Source organism: Solitalea agri (assembly GCF_023914155.1).
In the GTDB taxonomy this organism is placed as follows: domain Bacteria; phylum Bacteroidota; class Bacteroidia; order Sphingobacteriales; family Sphingobacteriaceae; genus Solitalea; species Solitalea agri.
The window spans coordinates 1-15,103 of record NZ_JAMWYS010000045.1; the positions used below are offsets into that span (position 1 = coordinate 1).

The following is a 15,103-nucleotide window of genomic DNA, read 5'->3' on the forward strand; positions in this document are numbered from 1 at the left end:
TCAATCAAAAAATATACAGTCAATTCTCGGCAACTAAAAAGGCTGCCCCTTTTGAGACAGCCTCTTTAGTTGAGTGTTTTACAAAATAAAAATTTTATATCTTCTTATGCTTGCATAATAATTTTCTTTTTTCTAGATTCGCTATGCGCGCATATTAAGCTGTGCGGCATAGCCAATTTAGCATAAAGTTTTTATATCATCAACTTAAACCAATTTATCATTGAAAGAACTTAATACCATCGATTATTATCTGAAGGTCAGCTGGCAAAGTATTGCTAATAAATATAATCAGATAGCTTCAGAATATGGAATTACACATGCACTAGGCTACTTATTAATGAACGTAGCAAAAGAAGGCACCACAGTTTCTCAATTAGCCGGTTTACTGGGGCAAAAAGCGACCAGCTTATCAAGATTGCTCAACAGTATGGAAGATATGGGTATGATCTACAGGGAAACAGACTCAAGCGATAAACGCTTGGTAAAGATTTTTTTAACACCACTGGGCATTGAGAAGCGGAAAATTGCCACTGGGGTTGTTAAAAAATTCAATGAGTATTTAGATGAAAACCTTAGCGAAGAAGAAAAAAACATTTGTATTGAAGCTCTTTTAAAAATTAACAAACTCGCACAGGATTATCAGCCTGAAGACGAGGGTGTAGAAGAAAAATAAAACGGGATGTTGATCAGTAGAAGAACTTCTTCAAAGCGCTGCCTTTACCTATGTTATTAATTAGTTAACAATCAATCAGTGAATTCAGTATATGAAAAGAATTATTAAGAAAGTCGCGGTGTTAGGGTCGGGGATCATGGGTTCCCGGATAGCCTGCCACTTTGCTAATATCGGGCTTGAAGTTTTATTGCTCGACATTGTTCCTAAAGAGCCACTTTCGGCTGAAGCGGCTAAAGGATTAACATTAGAGAGTCCTGCTGTTAGGAATAGAATTGTGAACAGTTCATTAGAAACCGCAGTTAAAACAAATCCTTCTCCGGTTTACAATAAAGAGATCCTAAATAAAATTTCTACCGGAAATTTTGATGACAACATGAAGGATATCGCTAAATGCGATTGGGTAATTGAAGTGGTTGTTGAAAATCTGGATATTAAGAAAAAGGTTTTTGAACAAGTAGAAAAATTCCGCAAGCCGGGCACATTAATAACTTCCAACACTTCGGGCATTCCAATCCATATGATGGCAGAGGGTAGAAGTGATGATTTTAAGGCTCATTTTTGCGGTACTCACTTTTTCAATCCTCCTCGTTATTTACGTTTACTCGAAATTATTCCTACTCCTCATACTAAATCGGAAGTGGTTGATTTCTTATTGGAATATGGGGATAAGTTTCTTGGAAAAACCACCGTATTATGTAAAGATACTCCAGCATTTATAGCCAATCGAATCGGAGTATATGGCATTATGGCTACCCTTCATTTGGTTGAAAAAATGGGGCTTTCAGTTGATGAGGTCGACAAGTTTACCGGTCCGATTTTAGGTCGTCCTAAATCAGCTACTTTCCGTACCACTGATGTGGTTGGTATGGATACCATGATAAAAGTAGCGAAAGGGCTGTACGACAATTGTCCACAAGATAAAGCTCGTGAACTATTTAAACTGCCTGATTATGTTGCCAAAATGGAGCAAAATAATTGGTTAGGTGATAAAACTAATCAGGGTTTTTATAAGAAGATCAAAGGAGCCAATGGCAAGTCGGAAATTCTTTCATTAAATCTTAAAACATTAGAATACGAGCCGCAACAAAAGGTAAAATCAGCAACGTTAGAAATGCTGAGGCCTATTGAAGATTTGCGCGCTCGTATGAAAGCATACGCAAAAGGGACTGATAAAGCCGGGGAATTCTTTAGGGCCTCTTTTGCCGGGTTGTTTGAGTACGTTTCAGACCGGATTCCTGAAATTTCGGATGAGTTGTATCGCATTGATGATGCAATGCGTGCAGGTTTCGGATGGGAATTAGGTCCTTATGAAGTTTGGGACGCATTAGGTGTAGCCGAAGGCGTTGAAATGATGAAGAATTATGGTCTCGCTCCGGCAGCTTGGGTAGTGGAAATGTTGGCTGCTGGAAATTCTTCATTCTACAAAATTGAGAACGGAGAAAAGCGTTATTACGACATTCCATCAAAAAGTTATAAGTCAATTACCGGCATTTCTAATTATATCATTTTAGATGCAGTTCGTCCGACTAAAACCGTTTGGAAAAATGCTGGAACAACTATTACTGACTTGGGCGATGGAATTCTGAACCTGGAGTTCCATACTAAAATGAACACAATTGGAGGTGAGGTATTAGCCGGATTGAATAAAGCGGTTGAACTGGCTGAAAAAGACTTCCGCGGATTAGTTGTTGGTAACGATGGAGGTAATTTTTCTGCGGGTGCCAATGTTGGGATGATCTTTATGATGGCAATTGAACAGGATTGGGACGAAGTTGATTTCGCCATCCGTCAGTTCCAAAATACGATGATGCGGATGCGCTATTCATCTATTCCGGTAGTAGCTGCTCCTCATAATTTAACCTTAGGTGGGGGGTGTGAGCTGTGTCTTCATGCGGACTTTGTTCAAACCAATGCTGAAACTTATATGGGTTTAGTTGAGTTTGGTGTTGGATTGATTCCGGGAGGAGGTGGAACCAAAGAGTTTACATTGCGTGCTTCTGATGCTTTTGGAGATGGTCAGATCGAACAAAATGTGCTTAAAGATCGTTTCTTAACTATAGGAATGGCTAAAGTTTCAACTTCAGGTTTAGAGGCGTTTGATCTCGGTTATTTACAAAAAGACAAGTTTGATATTTCAATGAACCGCAGCCGCTTAATTGCTGATGCTAAAGCTAAAGCCATTGAACTTGCAGAAGCAGGTTACGTTCAGCCGGTTCAACGAAAAGATATTAAAGTTCTTGGAAAATCAGGTTTAGGTATGGTTTACGCAGGAGCAAATACCATGTATTCAGGTAACTACATTTCGGAGCATGATAAAAAGATCTCAGAGAAATTAGGCTGGGTAATGTGTGGAGGGGATTTATCGGCACCAACAATTGTAACTGAACAATACCTGTTAGACCTTGAGCGCGAAGCCTTCTTGTCACTTTGTTCAGAGAAGAAAACTCTGGAGCGTATTCAATCTATTCTAACCAAGGGTAAGCCTTTGAGGAATTAGAAATTAGATATGAGACATAAGATTTGAGATTTGAGATAACAAAAAAATACATCAACTATGCATAATTTAAAAGAATTAAAAATCTGGGTGAAGGCGATCGACTTAACCGTTGATATTTATAAGGCCACTGAAAATTTTCCTAGGGAAGAAAAATTTGGCCTGACTTCTCAAATAAGAAGATCAGCTGTCTCAATTCCTTCAAATATTTCTGAGGGTGCTGGTAGGAACTCAATTAATGAATTTTGTCACTTTCTTGGAATTGCTAACGGTTCTTCATACGAACTGCAAACTCAATTAATAATATCCAATAAACTTGAGCTAATAACTGAAGAGAAACTTGATAATATGCTTGGAAAGTTAGACGAAATCCAAAAAATGAACTATCGTTTTCAGGAAAGACTTAAACAAGAGAGTATTTAACTTACAGATGTGGGCTCATATCCCATATCTCAAATCAAATAACAATGGAAGCATACATTATAGCAGGATATCGCACCGCCGTAGGCAAAGCTCCTCGAGGAGTATTTCGTTTTATGCGGGCTGATGATTTAGCTGCAGAAGTAGTAAGTCATATGGTGGCATCGGTGCCAAATTTAGATAAAGAAAAAATTGATGATGTAATAGTTGGTAACGCTACACCGGAAGCGGAACAGGGCCTGAATATTGGCCGGATGATTTCACTGATGGGGTTGAAAACCGACAAAGTTCCGGGAATGACCGTTAATCGTTACTGCGCGTCAGGTTTAGAAACGATCGCTATTGCAGCCGCCAAAATTAAAGCCGGTATGGCCGATTGTATTATCGCAGGTGGTGTTGAGGTAATGTCGGGAATGCCGTTTGGGGGCTGGAAAATCGTTCCAAATTTCGACGTGGCCAAAGAAAACCCTGACTATTACTGGGGAATGGGTTTAACAGCTGAAGCAGTTGCTAAAGAGTTCAATGTGTCACGTGAGGATCAGGATGCCTTCGCCTTCAATTCGCATCAAAAAGCAATTAAAGCGCAACAGTCAGGAGCATTAAAAGCAGGTGTTTTACCAATTATAGTTAAAGAGAACTACCTGGATGCAAACATGAAAAAGAAAACCCGTGAGTACGTGGTTGATACTGATGAAGGACCTCGTGGGGATACTGCAATTGATAAGCTGGCTAAACTTAAACCTGTATTTGCGGCCGATGGTTGTGTTACAGCCGGTAATTCTTCGCAAACATCTGATGGAGCTGCCTTTGTTTTAGTAGTTTCTGAAAAAATGCTGAAGGAATTAAACGTTGAGCCAATTGCCCGTATGGTAAGTTATGGTGTTGCCGGCGTTCCTCCACGCATAATGGGTATTGGTCCAATCGAAGCTATTCCGGTTGCGTTAAACAAAGCAGGGCTGAAGAAGGATGATATTAATCTGATTGAGCTGAACGAAGCCTTTGCTTCACAGTCATTGGCAATCATCCGTAAATTAGAATTAAACCCTGATGTAGTGAATGTTAACGGTGGTGCTATTGCTTTAGGGCATCCATTGGGTTGTACGGGTGCAAAACTTACTGTTCAGGTATTAAATGAACTTAAAGCTCGGAAGCAAAAATACGGTATGGTTACCATGTGTGTGGGAACCGGACAAGGAGCTGCGGGTATTTTTGAAATGTTAAAATAGATATGAGATAATGGATGTGGGATTTGAGATTGTATAGTCTCAGTCATATTCATCTATCTCTTTATAAAGAAACTAATTTATAACCTTAAAAATCTAAGATCTCATGTCTCAAATCACAGATCTAAACAAAATTAAAGGTGGCGAGTTTTTAATTAAAGAAACTGAAGCCGCTGATATATTCATTCCTGAACAATGGGATGAGGAGCAGTTAATGATCGCCAAAACCTGTTCTGACTTTTTAGCTGCCGAGATTTATCCAAGATTAGATGCAATTGATCATCAGGAAGAAGGCTTGATGGAAAGTCTGATGACCAAAGCGGGTGAATTGGGGATTTTGGGTGTTTCAGTGCCAGAAGAATACGGAGGTTTTGGTAAAAACTTCAACACTTCAATGCTGGTAGCCGAGGTAATTGGTGCAGGGCATTCATTTGCCGTTGCAATGTCGGCCCATACCGGTATTGGTACCTTGCCTATTTTGTATTACGGTAATGCTGAGCAGAAAGCCAAATATGTTCCTAAGCTCGCTACTGGAGAGTGGAAGGCTGCATATTGCTTAACCGAACCAAACTCAGGCTCTGATGCTAATTCGGGCAAAACAAAAGCTGTTTTATCGGCAGATGGTAAGCACTATGTGATCAACGGACAAAAAATGTGGATCACCAACGGTGGTTTTGCTGATGTTTTCGTAGTGTTTGCTAAAATTGACGACGACCAAAACTTAACAGCTTTTATTGTTGAGCGTGGTTTTGGTGGTGTAACCATGAATCCTGAAGAACACAAAATGGGTATCAAAGGTTCATCAACTCGTCAGATCTTCTTTAATGATTGCCATGTTCCGGTAGAGAACATGTTGTCGGAAAGAGAAAATGGATTCAAGATCGCAGTAAATATCCTAAATATCGGACGTATTAAGTTAGCTGGAGCTGCTATAGGTGCATCAAAAGAAGTTTTAAGCAAAGCGGTAAACTATTCAAATGAGCGGGTTCAGTTCAAATTACCTATCTCTAAATTCGGAGCAATTCGTCATAAGTTGGCAGAAATGGCTACCAAAATCTATGCGGTAGAGTCGGCAATGTATCGCGCTGGACAAAATATTGATGATGCTTACGAAGCTTTAGTTGCCGATGGCATGGAGCCTGGAAAGGCTAAACTGAAAAGCACCGAACAGTTTGCGGTAGAATGCGCGATATTGAAGGTTTATGGCTCTGAAGCATTGGATTATGTGACTGATGAAGGTGTGCAGATTTACGGTGGTATGGGATTCTCGGCAGAGGCTCCTATGGACCGTGCTTACCGCGATTCACGTATCAACCGTATTTTCGAAGGAACGAATGAGATCAACCGTTTATTAACCGTTGATATGATGTTGAAACGAGCTATGAAAGGTGAATTGAACCTGATGGGCCCAGCGCAAGCTGTTGCACAAGAGCTTATGTCAATTCCTGATTTTAATGTTTCGGATGAAGGTTTATTTGCATATGAAAAAAGGTTAATCAAAAACATCAAAAAATCTACCTTGATGGTTGCCGGAGCAGCTGTTCAAAAGTTAATGATGACTTTGGCTAAAGAACAGGAAGTGTTGATGAACATTGCTGATATGGCCTCATTGGCATACGTTGCTGAATCTGCTTTGTTACGTACTGAAAAATTGGTTGGCATCCGAGGTGAAGAAGCTTGCGCTAATCAAATCGATATGGTTCGCATTTATGTAAACGAAGCCATGGATCAGGTTTGGTTACACGGCAAGGAAGCCTTGAATTCATTTGCTGAAGGTGATGAACTTCGCATGATGATGATGGGCTTGAAACGTTTCACCAAAACTGAGCCTTTCAATACTAAAGATGCTCGTCAAAGAGTTGCCAAAACGTTGATCGAAGAGAATAAATATTGTTTCTAACAAATACTATGATTCTGAAAACGGCGTTACCTTTATAGTTTCGCCGTTTTTTATTTAGGAAATGGTAGTGCTTTGTGGTATTGGTAAAGAATAATATTAAAAGGCCTATGAGTCTTGTAAGTATGTTTTCTGTATAAAAGCAAAAAAATATTTTTATAACTATCCGATTCAGAGCATATTTGCATTTTAGAATAAACTGAGATTTAAACAAAGCATGAAGAAATTACTCCTCCCTGTATTATTGGTCGCAATTGGTTTTGTGATGAGCATGTGTGGTACTGACCCGTATGCAGCTAGCTGTGTAAATGAATATTCTGCCAGCCAAGATACTCTTGATCAAAGGACTATTCGTGATTTTATCACTCGTAAACATATGACCGGAGTTAAAAAGACCGAGTCAGGTATCTCTTATTATATTTATAGAGAAGGTACCGGTCAAAAACCTCGTTCAACCTCCTCAATTATTGCCGATTATCGAGGCTCTCGTGTGGCTGATACCACCGGTAAAGCATTTGATTCGGCTGGATATAAGCCACAATTTGCCATGAACAATGTAATTGCAGGTTGGACCGAAGGTTTGCAATTGATAGGTGAGGGTGGAAAAATTCGTTTAATGATTCCTTCGCATCTTGCTTACGGTAGTTGTGGTAATGGTTCAATAGCTCCAAATACTCCTTTGGTTTTTGATATTGAATTAGTTGAAGTGGTGAAATATTAATGTTGTATAACTAATAAAGAAGTCAGGTCCGTATTTAACCGGACCTTTTTTATGAAGATTATGAGAAAGATTATTTATGTACTTTCATTTGTGGCTATTGCATTAGGCTTTACTGCCTGCTTAAATAGCAATGATGATTATGAACCGTACGATTATGCGAAGCAATTAAAGGCCGATAGTATAATTATTGCAAATTATATTAAAGCAAAGGGATTGGAAGGAGTGGTGGCAACCTCGTCCGGACTAAACTATAAAATTTCAGAACCCGGTACTGGAAGTAACCCAACTGTTGATTCAACTGTAACGATCGCTTATTCAGGTATTCTTGCCAATGATAAAACTTTCGGATCAAGCGACAATGCTGTATTTAAACTTAGTGGTTTGCTTGCAGGTTTTCAGGAAGGATTGCCAAAAATCAAAGAAGGTGGAAAAATCAAACTATTGATTCCATCGGGTTTAGGTTATGGTCCTTATGCTAATGGATCTATTCCGGCTAACTCCGTTTTAATATTTGATGTCGAACTGAAACAGGTTGATAAATAACATGTTACAAACAGTGAAATGTGGGATTTATTAAGTAAATTATAAGAACCTAATAAATCCCATTATGAAAAAACTACTCTTCTCCTCATTAATTGCTTTTATTCTTTTTTCCTCTTGCAAAAAGGACGATACAAGTGCCATTGATCAACAGCGTGAGGAACAGCGGAAATTTAATGAACAATTGGCCGCTGATACGGTTCTGATTAAAAGCTTCCTTAATCAAAAGGAACTTCCTTATGCACGTGAAAAAAATGGTGTTTATTACAATGTGATTGAACCAGGGCAAGGTAATATAGTTTTTAATGCCTATACTAAAGTACAAGTAAAGTTTAAGGCATCTTTGTTAGATGGTACGGTGGTTGACAGCTCTACATTAAGTAATCCTGCAACGTACACATTAGGTGATTTAATCACTGGATTTCAAATCGGTATTCCTTTAATACAGCCTGGAGGCAAGGTGATTTTATACATCCCATCAGGATACGTATTTGGTAATCGTTCAATTGTGGATGATTCAGGAAATGTAATTGCACCGGCAAATTCCAATTTTATTTTTGAGTTACAGTTATTGCAAGCCATTTAGAGCGGTTTTATAAACTTTTAGGCAACGTTCTCGAGCATATTTATGTTCAACTATAGGAGATGGGTAATTGAGTTTTCCAAATTCAGGTACCCATTTTTTTATATAGATGTTTTCAGGGTCAAACTTTCTGGTTTGTTCTGTAGGATTGAAAATTCTAAAATATGGTGCAGCGTCACAGCCTGAACCTGCAGCCCATTGCCAACTGCCGTTGTTAACCGCAAGCTCGAAATCCAACAGTTTTTGAGCAAAATAAGCCTCTCCCCACCTCCAATCGATTAATAAATGCTTAGTTAAAAAACTGGCTGTAATCATTCGAACCCGGTTATGCATATAGCCTGTACTGTTGAGCTCCCTCATTCCCGCGTCAACAATAGGGTATCCCGTTTTTCCTTCGCACCATAGTTTAAATTCTTCTTCATTATTTCTCCATTTTATTCGGTCATATTTTGCTTTAAAAGCGTTATTAACAACATATTGAAAATGCCAAAGAATCATAAAATAGAAATCGCGCCAAATAAGTTGATTTAACCATGTGTCCGCATGAGCTTTATAAGCAGAATAAGCTAATTTTCGAATACTTACTGTCCCAAAACGGAGGTGAACACTAATATGAGAGGTGCCATTTACCGATGGAATGTCTCTCTGGTTATGGTAATCAGCTAATCTATTTTCAAACTCTTTTGAAGGGAACTTTATAGAAGTTGGGATAAATCCTAGAGTGTTTAAAGCTGGAATTGTTAAAGGTTGAGTTTTAAAGAAGTTTGAAAAATAGTTTTCCGTAGGATAAGAGTCCATATAAAATGAAGATAGCTTCTTCATCCACTTATTTTTGTATGGGGTGAAAACTGTATATGCCTCTCCATTATCTTTTAGTACTTCTCCTTTCTCAAATATTACCTGATCTTTAAAAGTTAACAATTTAGAACCATTGGAAATTAGTATTTGTTCAATTTCATAATCTCTTTCAATAGCATAGGGCTCATAATCATGATTGGTGAATACAGTTTGAATATTATACTCTCTTAATAAATCAGCCCATGTTTGTTTGGGTTCGCCATGTTTCACTAATAAGCTACTACCTATATGTTGTAATTGCTGGTTAAGCTTTAAAACTGTTTGATGGATGAAGCTTATCCGGGCATCATTCTTATCTTCTAACTGACCCAAAATAGTAGTATCAAAAATAAATACAGGTATTACAGGCAGGCCTTCTTTAAGGGCAAAATATAAACCTGCATTGTCATCTAGTCTCAGATCGCGGCGAAACCAAAATATATTTACTCTTATTGATGACATTAATTTTTATTTTGTTTTGGAAGAAGCTCATTTAGAGCTGCCGACAGTTCACGGAATTGAAAGAGAAATCCTGTTTTTTCAATAGCTGCCGAAGAACAACGCGTACTATCTAAAACCAAGTGACTCATTTCGCCCAGCATTATTTTCATGGCAAATTCGGGGATATTAGGAAGCCAAACGGGTCTATTCAGTTGATTGGCTACAGCATTGGTAAATTGACTGTAGGTAACAGGTTGAGGTGAAGTGGCATTAAAAACTCCTGTTAAGTTATTGTTCTCAAGAGCATGAATATACATCCTGCACATATCCGAAATATGAATCCAGCTCATCCATTGATTTCCGGAGCCTAAAGTAACTCCCATGCCCATTTTTATAGGTTTGACCATTTTAGGTAAGGCTCCGCCATTGTTGCTCAACACAATGCCCGTACGTAACTTAACTGTTCTAATGCCAAGTCTTTCTATTAAATCAACGGCATTTTCCCAGGCAACACAGCACTCTCCCAAAAAATCGGTTGATGGACTTTCGTCTTCCGTTAGTATCTTTTCGCCTCTGTTACCGTAATAACCAATTGCAGAGGCTGAAATAAAACTTCCAATAGGTTTATTGCTGTTATTTATAGCTTGTGTGAGTAATTGAATTCCTTTCACCCGACTATCAATTATTTTCTGTTTTTGGGTGGAGGTCCAGTGCTTATCAGCAATACCAGCCCCGGCCATATTAATAATTGAATCTGCAAAATCAATAGCATTAGAGTCTATCTCACCATTTGCAAGATCCCATTTAAAAAGCTGAACAGCTGAGTTTTTATTCAAATCAGAATGAGTTAACCAGGCAACTTTATAACCTTTAAGTATAAGTTGCTCGGTTAATACACTTCCAATTAAACCGCTGCCCCCGGTAATTAAGATGTTTTTCATTTGTTCAAATATGCAATGCCAATAGTAAGTTTCAGTTTAAATAAAACTAATAAGATTTACCTTTGTTTCCGTTGAATAAGAATTTTAAGATTAAGGATGGAATATAAGATGAAGTATACGAAACACATTTTTGTTTGTACCAATGAGCGGGCACCCGGAACCAGGGTTTGTTGCGGTGAGAAAAACGGCCTGGCTTTGGTTGCCGAATTTAAAAAGTTAATTAAAGATCAGGGATTGAATACGGAAGTAAGGGCACAAAGAGCCGGTTGTTTAGAAACATGCGAACTAGGGCCATCTGTGGTGGTTTATCCAGAAGGTGTTTTTTATAGCAAAGTGCAATTGACTGATGTTAAGGAAATAGTAGAAGAGCACATTGTAAACAATCGGGTGGTTGATCGGTTGGTAATGGATTTGGACTTGCTGGATCAGCTACAAGCAAAATAAGGAGGAATATAAAGCCGGGACATGTTTTAGTGTCCTGGCTTTATAAATATTAAAAGTCAGTTTTACAATCACGAATTTGATGTCCTAAATCATCAATGATCATTTCATGAATTTCGATTAAATATTTAACCACATCACCAATCGAAATCATTCCCACCAGTTTAAAATTATCTTCAACAGGCAAATGCCTTAAACGATTTCTGGTCATCGTTTCCATGCATTCTTCAACATCTGTGTCAGGAGTGGTAGTGAGTAGTTGGTCACTCATGATCTCTCGAACGCGGGTTTCTTTAGAAGCTCTTCCTTTCAGAATTACTTTTCGGGCGTAATCTCTTTCGGTAAATATACCTATATGTCGTCCGTGGTCGGTAACTATGAGAGCCCCAATGTTTTTCTCAATTAAATCTTCAAGGGCATCGAATACAGTTTCGTCCGCATCTATGGAATAAATAGTGCCACCTTTTTTTGCCAAAATGTCTTTTACTTTTAGCATAACCCATTTGTTTTATTAAATATACCTTATTTCGAGCAAATTCTATAGGAGTAAAATCAGAACAGTAACTCAATAAACTTAAACGATTAACCCGCTTGGTGATAGGGAAGCAGGTAATCCTAATGATTCAGATAAGTTATACAAATGCAGGTTAATAAAGTTTTTAATATCCTCTCCTGTAACAGGTTCGCTCCCTATGATATTTTGAACCAGGCTTTTCGCCTCCTTAAAGGTGGTTGAATTAATAAAAGCCAGTCCTAAAGACGATAGCGTTGTCAAGTTGAGCGGTTGGTCAATTATCCATCGCTTTAAGCCATGAGCTTTAGCGTATTCAGCGATCAGCTGTTTATAGCTAATGATTTCTGGTCCTGTTAGGTTAAATTCACGGTTTAATGCTTTACCATTGTGAAGAACAGCTACAAGATATTCAAGTACGTTTCGAATGTCGATGGGTTTACAATGGTGATTTAGCCATTTTGGAGCAACTAAAACCGGGGTCTTATTAGTTAAATTCTGAATAAAGGAGAAGGAAGGACTGTCTTTGCCTACTACAATTCCAGTTCGGAGAATTGTGCTGGGTATTGGTCCTGATTTTAAAATGGATTCCAATCGTTTGTTGGTACTAAATGGATAGGTTTGTCCAACATGAATTATTTGTTGACAATTGGTGTGGTTAAGCTTCAAGAGAAGGTTTTTAGCGTTTAATTCATCCAAACGGCAAAACTCTTGTAAAAAGGCATCCGTTTTATTTACGAAAAAATAAGTCGCTTCAATGTCATCGGGAATATTGCTTAGCGAAGAGGGTTTAAATAGATCACCTTCAATAACAGTGATCTTATCAATTACATTATTTCGATTGTAAAAGCACTTTTTATTTTTCACGAGGCACACTATCTCATGTCCATTTTCAATTAAAATGGGCAATAATTTTGTGCCTATATAGCTGTTAGCTCCTGTAATAAGTATTTTCATGGTTTATCTCAAAAGGATTTGATAGAGAGCAAAACACTTAATGGTTACTCATTTAACACTTCCGTTGCTTGCAGGAGATGTGGTTTGAATGTATCGGTTCTTACCTTTGCTCCTAATTCATTTAAAATATTGTAAAGCCCGAAATTGGTCCGATTCACATAAATAAAATGCTTCACACCACGGGCTTGCTTAAACTCTTTCATTTTGGTTACTTTCTCTCCCAGTACAAATAGTTCATTAAAATAACCTGGTTTGCTGAAATCAAATTCACCCTGAACATACGGACGGGCGAAAAGACCAATCATTTCCCGGTAATTCTGATAATAAAACTCAACCATTTTAGGAGAATCATCATCAAAAATCATCTCCAATTGTTTAAAATAGCTGATTGTTTTCTCCCGATCTTCAAACGGATTAGTAATGAATGCAAAGAAAGGATAGTAGAAATTTTCAGGTAACTCTTTTATACAACCGAAATCTATAATTCCGAGATTACCATCAGGGGTAATGAGGAAATTTCCTGGATGCGGATCAGCGTGTACTTGTCGTAATTCGTGCTGTTGGAAATTATAAAAATCCCAAAGTGCCTGACCTATTCTATTGCGTTCGGCCTGCGAAGGATTGGTTCTAAGATATTCCCGAAGATGCATCCCCTCAATCCAATCCATGGTAATGATCCGTTTGCCTGATAATTCAGGATAATATTTAGGGAAAACGATGTTTCCTAATTGTTTGCAGGCTTTTGAAAAGAAGATGGATCGTTTTATCTCCAATTCATAATCAGTTTCCTCCAACAATTTTTCTTCAACCTCTTTAATGTAAATATTCAATTCAGCTTCGCTCATGCCCAACAGCCGGAAGGCGAAAGGTTTCACCATCTTCAGATCAGAGCTGATACTATCGCCAACACCCGGATACTGAATTTTAACAGCCAACTTTTTTCCATTAAGCGTGGCCTGATGAACTTGTCCAATAGAAGCGGCGTGGGTTGATTTCAGTTTAAACGAATCATAAATCTTTTCGGGAGTTTTACCAAAGTGTTTGGTAAACGTACGAATAATTAATGGACCTGAAAGTGGGGGAGCGCTGTACTGTGCCTGGGAAAATTGTTCGGCATAAGCCTTAGGCAGTATGTTTTTATCCATACTGAGCATTTGTGCAATTTTAAGTGCACTGCCTTTCAGTTGACTCAATGCCTGATAGATATCCGAAGCGTTATCCTCATTTAACTGATCTTTGGAGGTCTCCGGATTTACCAGTTTCCGTGAATAGTGCTTTAGATAATTGACACCCACTTTAGCTCCGGTAGTTACAAATTTCACCGAACGCTCAACTTTTGAAATCGGAATACTTGTTTGCTCTTTCATACTGAGGATACCTCGATTTAGCTATTAATTACCTGAATGTGATCTCCAGGCACCAAAATTGATTTTTTCTTTTCCATGCTGAGCCAGAAACTTTCCGTATTCAAGCAGGTTGTCGATAGGGCCTCGGCTCATTAAATCGAGCGTAACATTAATCCCTTTTTCAATTGCTTCGTCGGTTTTTTCAAAACCTTCACTATTGTCATTAATCCAAAAGTTTACAATAAATGCAAACTGAAGCCATAAAGCATCTTTATATTTACGAGAGATAAACTTACGCTCAATAATTTCGCTTTGTTCAATACCGTAATTGAGCTCATCAGAAATAAAGGTTTCAAAGCCTGCTTTTGCTTTCTCTAAAACTTTCGGAGTTGTAAAACCTTTTCCGGCATGTTTGATCGAATAAGTGATAAAGCTTCGTTGTGCTTTCATCTCCTCAGTTAAAGTGAAAAAGAAAGCTAGTATACGCTCCCTGGTGGAGTATTCTGCATATACTTCCTGGGCTTTTACTTTTTCAGCGGATTGATGTATCAAGTCTGACCATATTCCAACTTCAATAGCTTCAAATGAGTTGAAATGCTGATAAAACTCTTCTTCTTTCAGCTTTAAGCTTTTAGCAAATGCATAAACCGATTTTGGCTGCTCATTATTGCTTAAAACATAATCAATATAGGCAGCTTTAATTTTTTCACGTTGAGCCATAATTTGAGCGTTTAGCGTTCTAATGTTTATAACATGATGGTTTAGGTTTAGTTTGATTGAAGGAAAAGAAAAAATGTTGAAAAATGTTAATTGTCAGTAGGTTAAAACAATGTAAAAAAAAGTTTGTTAACTTTTTGATAGACATGTTATATTAATCAAATACCGATTGTAGTTTATTTTCAAGGCAAATAAATTGTTAAACAATCTGATTCATGTTGGGATAAATAGTAGAAAAATTAGCTTAATTATTACATATTGATTTACAGGTTGTTAGTTTGATTCGATAAAGATTGAATCCTTTGCAGAATTCTTATTGCCTTATAGATAAGAATAATAAGTGCTAATAATTTTTATATTG

General features: G+C 37.9%; 15 protein-coding genes. 9 read left to right on the forward strand and 6 right to left on the reverse strand.

Annotated features, from left to right (window positions below):
• The first annotated feature begins 220 nt into the window (after positions 1-220).
• From NF867_RS13280 to NF867_RS13315, 8 genes are all read left to right on the forward strand, one after another.
• Entirely contained in the window at positions 221-673 is a 453-nt protein-coding gene (locus NF867_RS13280) for a MarR family winged helix-turn-helix transcriptional regulator (RefSeq protein ID WP_252588489.1), read from the forward strand.
• Positions 674-764: 91 nt separating this feature from the next.
• On the forward strand, positions 765-3,170 hold the full coding sequence (locus tag NF867_RS13285; protein WP_252588490.1) for a 3-hydroxyacyl-CoA dehydrogenase/enoyl-CoA hydratase family protein: 2,406 nt from the start codon (positions 765-767) through the stop codon (positions 3,168-3,170).
• A 57-nt stretch (positions 3,171-3,227) separates the two neighbouring features.
• Positions 3,228-3,590 carry a four helix bundle protein gene (locus NF867_RS13290; RefSeq protein ID WP_252588491.1) on the forward strand — a complete coding sequence of 121 codons (363 nt, stop codon included), beginning with the start codon at positions 3,228-3,230 and terminating at the stop codon, positions 3,588-3,590.
• A gap of 44 nt (positions 3,591-3,634) precedes the next feature.
• Positions 3,635-4,813: an acetyl-CoA C-acyltransferase gene (locus tag NF867_RS13295; RefSeq protein WP_252588492.1), complete on the forward strand. Its 1,179-nt coding sequence runs from the start codon at positions 3,635-3,637 to the stop codon at positions 4,811-4,813.
• 103 nt (positions 4,814-4,916) lie between these two features.
• Positions 4,917-6,710: an acyl-CoA dehydrogenase family protein gene (locus NF867_RS13300; RefSeq protein ID WP_252588493.1), complete on the forward strand. Its 1,794-nt coding sequence runs from the start codon at positions 4,917-4,919 to the stop codon at positions 6,708-6,710.
• 214 nt (positions 6,711-6,924) lie between these two features.
• Positions 6,925-7,428, forward strand: coding sequence for an FKBP-type peptidyl-prolyl cis-trans isomerase (locus NF867_RS13305; protein ID WP_252588494.1), 504 nt, complete (start codon positions 6,925-6,927; stop codon positions 7,426-7,428).
• A 60-nt stretch (positions 7,429-7,488) separates the two neighbouring features.
• Complete coding sequence (locus NF867_RS13310; RefSeq protein ID WP_252588495.1) at positions 7,489-7,971, forward strand: FKBP-type peptidyl-prolyl cis-trans isomerase; 483 nt, start codon at positions 7,489-7,491, stop codon at positions 7,969-7,971.
• 64 nt (positions 7,972-8,035) lie between these two features.
• Positions 8,036-8,554: an FKBP-type peptidyl-prolyl cis-trans isomerase gene (locus NF867_RS13315; protein ID WP_252588496.1), complete on the forward strand. Its 519-nt coding sequence runs from the start codon at positions 8,036-8,038 to the stop codon at positions 8,552-8,554.
• On the opposite strand, the gene NF867_RS13320 is transcribed toward NF867_RS13315, so the two are convergent.
• Complete coding sequence (locus NF867_RS13320) at positions 8,537-9,850, reverse strand: cryptochrome/photolyase family protein (protein WP_252588497.1); 1,314 nt, start codon at positions 9,848-9,850, stop codon at positions 8,537-8,539. The genes NF867_RS13315 and NF867_RS13320 overlap by 18 nt on opposite strands.
• The gene (locus NF867_RS13325) at positions 9,850-10,770 is read right to left on the reverse strand and encodes a TIGR01777 family oxidoreductase (RefSeq protein ID WP_252588498.1); all 921 of its coding nucleotides are present in this window, start codon (positions 10,768-10,770) and stop codon (positions 9,850-9,852) included. The genes NF867_RS13320 and NF867_RS13325 overlap by 1 nt, the downstream gene beginning before the upstream one ends.
• A 108-nt stretch (positions 10,771-10,878) precedes the next feature.
• Between NF867_RS13325 and NF867_RS13330 the strand changes: the two genes are divergently transcribed.
• Positions 10,879-11,214 carry a (2Fe-2S) ferredoxin domain-containing protein gene (locus NF867_RS13330; protein WP_252588499.1) on the forward strand — a complete coding sequence of 112 codons (336 nt, stop codon included), beginning with the start codon at positions 10,879-10,881 and terminating at the stop codon, positions 11,212-11,214.
• A 49-nt stretch (positions 11,215-11,263) separates the two neighbouring features.
• Here NF867_RS13330 and NF867_RS13335 read toward each other — a convergent pair whose 3' ends face one another.
• From NF867_RS13335 to NF867_RS13350, 4 genes are all read right to left on the reverse strand, one after another.
• Positions 11,264-11,686, reverse strand: coding sequence for a CBS domain-containing protein (locus NF867_RS13335; RefSeq protein ID WP_252588500.1), 423 nt, complete (start codon positions 11,684-11,686; stop codon positions 11,264-11,266).
• A 99-nt stretch (positions 11,687-11,785) separates the two neighbouring features.
• Positions 11,786-12,679, reverse strand: a complete 894-nt coding sequence (locus NF867_RS13340; protein ID WP_252588501.1) for an NAD-dependent epimerase/dehydratase family protein — start codon at positions 12,677-12,679, stop codon at positions 11,786-11,788.
• Positions 12,680-12,723: 44 nt separating this feature from the next.
• Positions 12,724-14,046, reverse strand: coding sequence for an ABC1 kinase family protein (locus NF867_RS13345; RefSeq protein ID WP_252588502.1), 1,323 nt, complete (start codon positions 14,044-14,046; stop codon positions 12,724-12,726).
• A 24-nt stretch (positions 14,047-14,070) separates the two neighbouring features.
• Positions 14,071-14,745 (reverse strand): TetR family transcriptional regulator C-terminal domain-containing protein, encoded by a 675-nt coding sequence (locus NF867_RS13350; RefSeq protein ID WP_252588503.1) that lies wholly within the window; start codon positions 14,743-14,745, stop codon positions 14,071-14,073.
• Between the last annotated feature and the right edge of the window lie 358 nt (positions 14,746-15,103).

Coding starts and splice junctions, on each gene's coding strand:
- NF867_RS13345 (WP_252588502.1), bottom strand. CDS start 14,046: ATGAAAGAGCAAACAAGTATTCCGATTTCAAAAGTTGAGCGTTCGGTG.
- NF867_RS13285 (WP_252588490.1), top strand. CDS start 765: ATGAAAAGAATTATTAAGAAAGTCGCGGTGTTAGGGTCGGGGATCATG.
- NF867_RS13300 (WP_252588493.1), top strand. CDS start 4,917: ATGTCTCAAATCACAGATCTAAACAAAATTAAAGGTGGCGAGTTTTTA.
- NF867_RS13315 (WP_252588496.1), top strand. CDS start 8,036: ATGAAAAAACTACTCTTCTCCTCATTAATTGCTTTTATTCTTTTTTCC.
- NF867_RS13350 (WP_252588503.1), bottom strand. CDS start 14,745: ATGGCTCAACGTGAAAAAATTAAAGCTGCCTATATTGATTATGTTTTA.
- NF867_RS13290 (WP_252588491.1), top strand. CDS start 3,228: ATGCATAATTTAAAAGAATTAAAAATCTGGGTGAAGGCGATCGACTTA.
- NF867_RS13310 (WP_252588495.1), top strand. CDS start 7,489: ATGAGAAAGATTATTTATGTACTTTCATTTGTGGCTATTGCATTAGGC.
- NF867_RS13305 (WP_252588494.1), top strand. CDS start 6,925: ATGAAGAAATTACTCCTCCCTGTATTATTGGTCGCAATTGGTTTTGTG.
- NF867_RS13325 (WP_252588498.1), bottom strand. CDS start 10,770: ATGAAAAACATCTTAATTACCGGGGGCAGCGGTTTAATTGGAAGTGTA.
- NF867_RS13340 (WP_252588501.1), bottom strand. CDS start 12,679: ATGAAAATACTTATTACAGGAGCTAACAGCTATATAGGCACAAAATTA.
- NF867_RS13330 (WP_252588499.1), top strand. CDS start 10,879: ATGAAGTATACGAAACACATTTTTGTTTGTACCAATGAGCGGGCACCC.
- NF867_RS13295 (WP_252588492.1), top strand. CDS start 3,635: ATGGAAGCATACATTATAGCAGGATATCGCACCGCCGTAGGCAAAGCT.
- NF867_RS13320 (WP_252588497.1), bottom strand. CDS start 9,850: ATGTCATCAATAAGAGTAAATATATTTTGGTTTCGCCGCGATCTGAGA.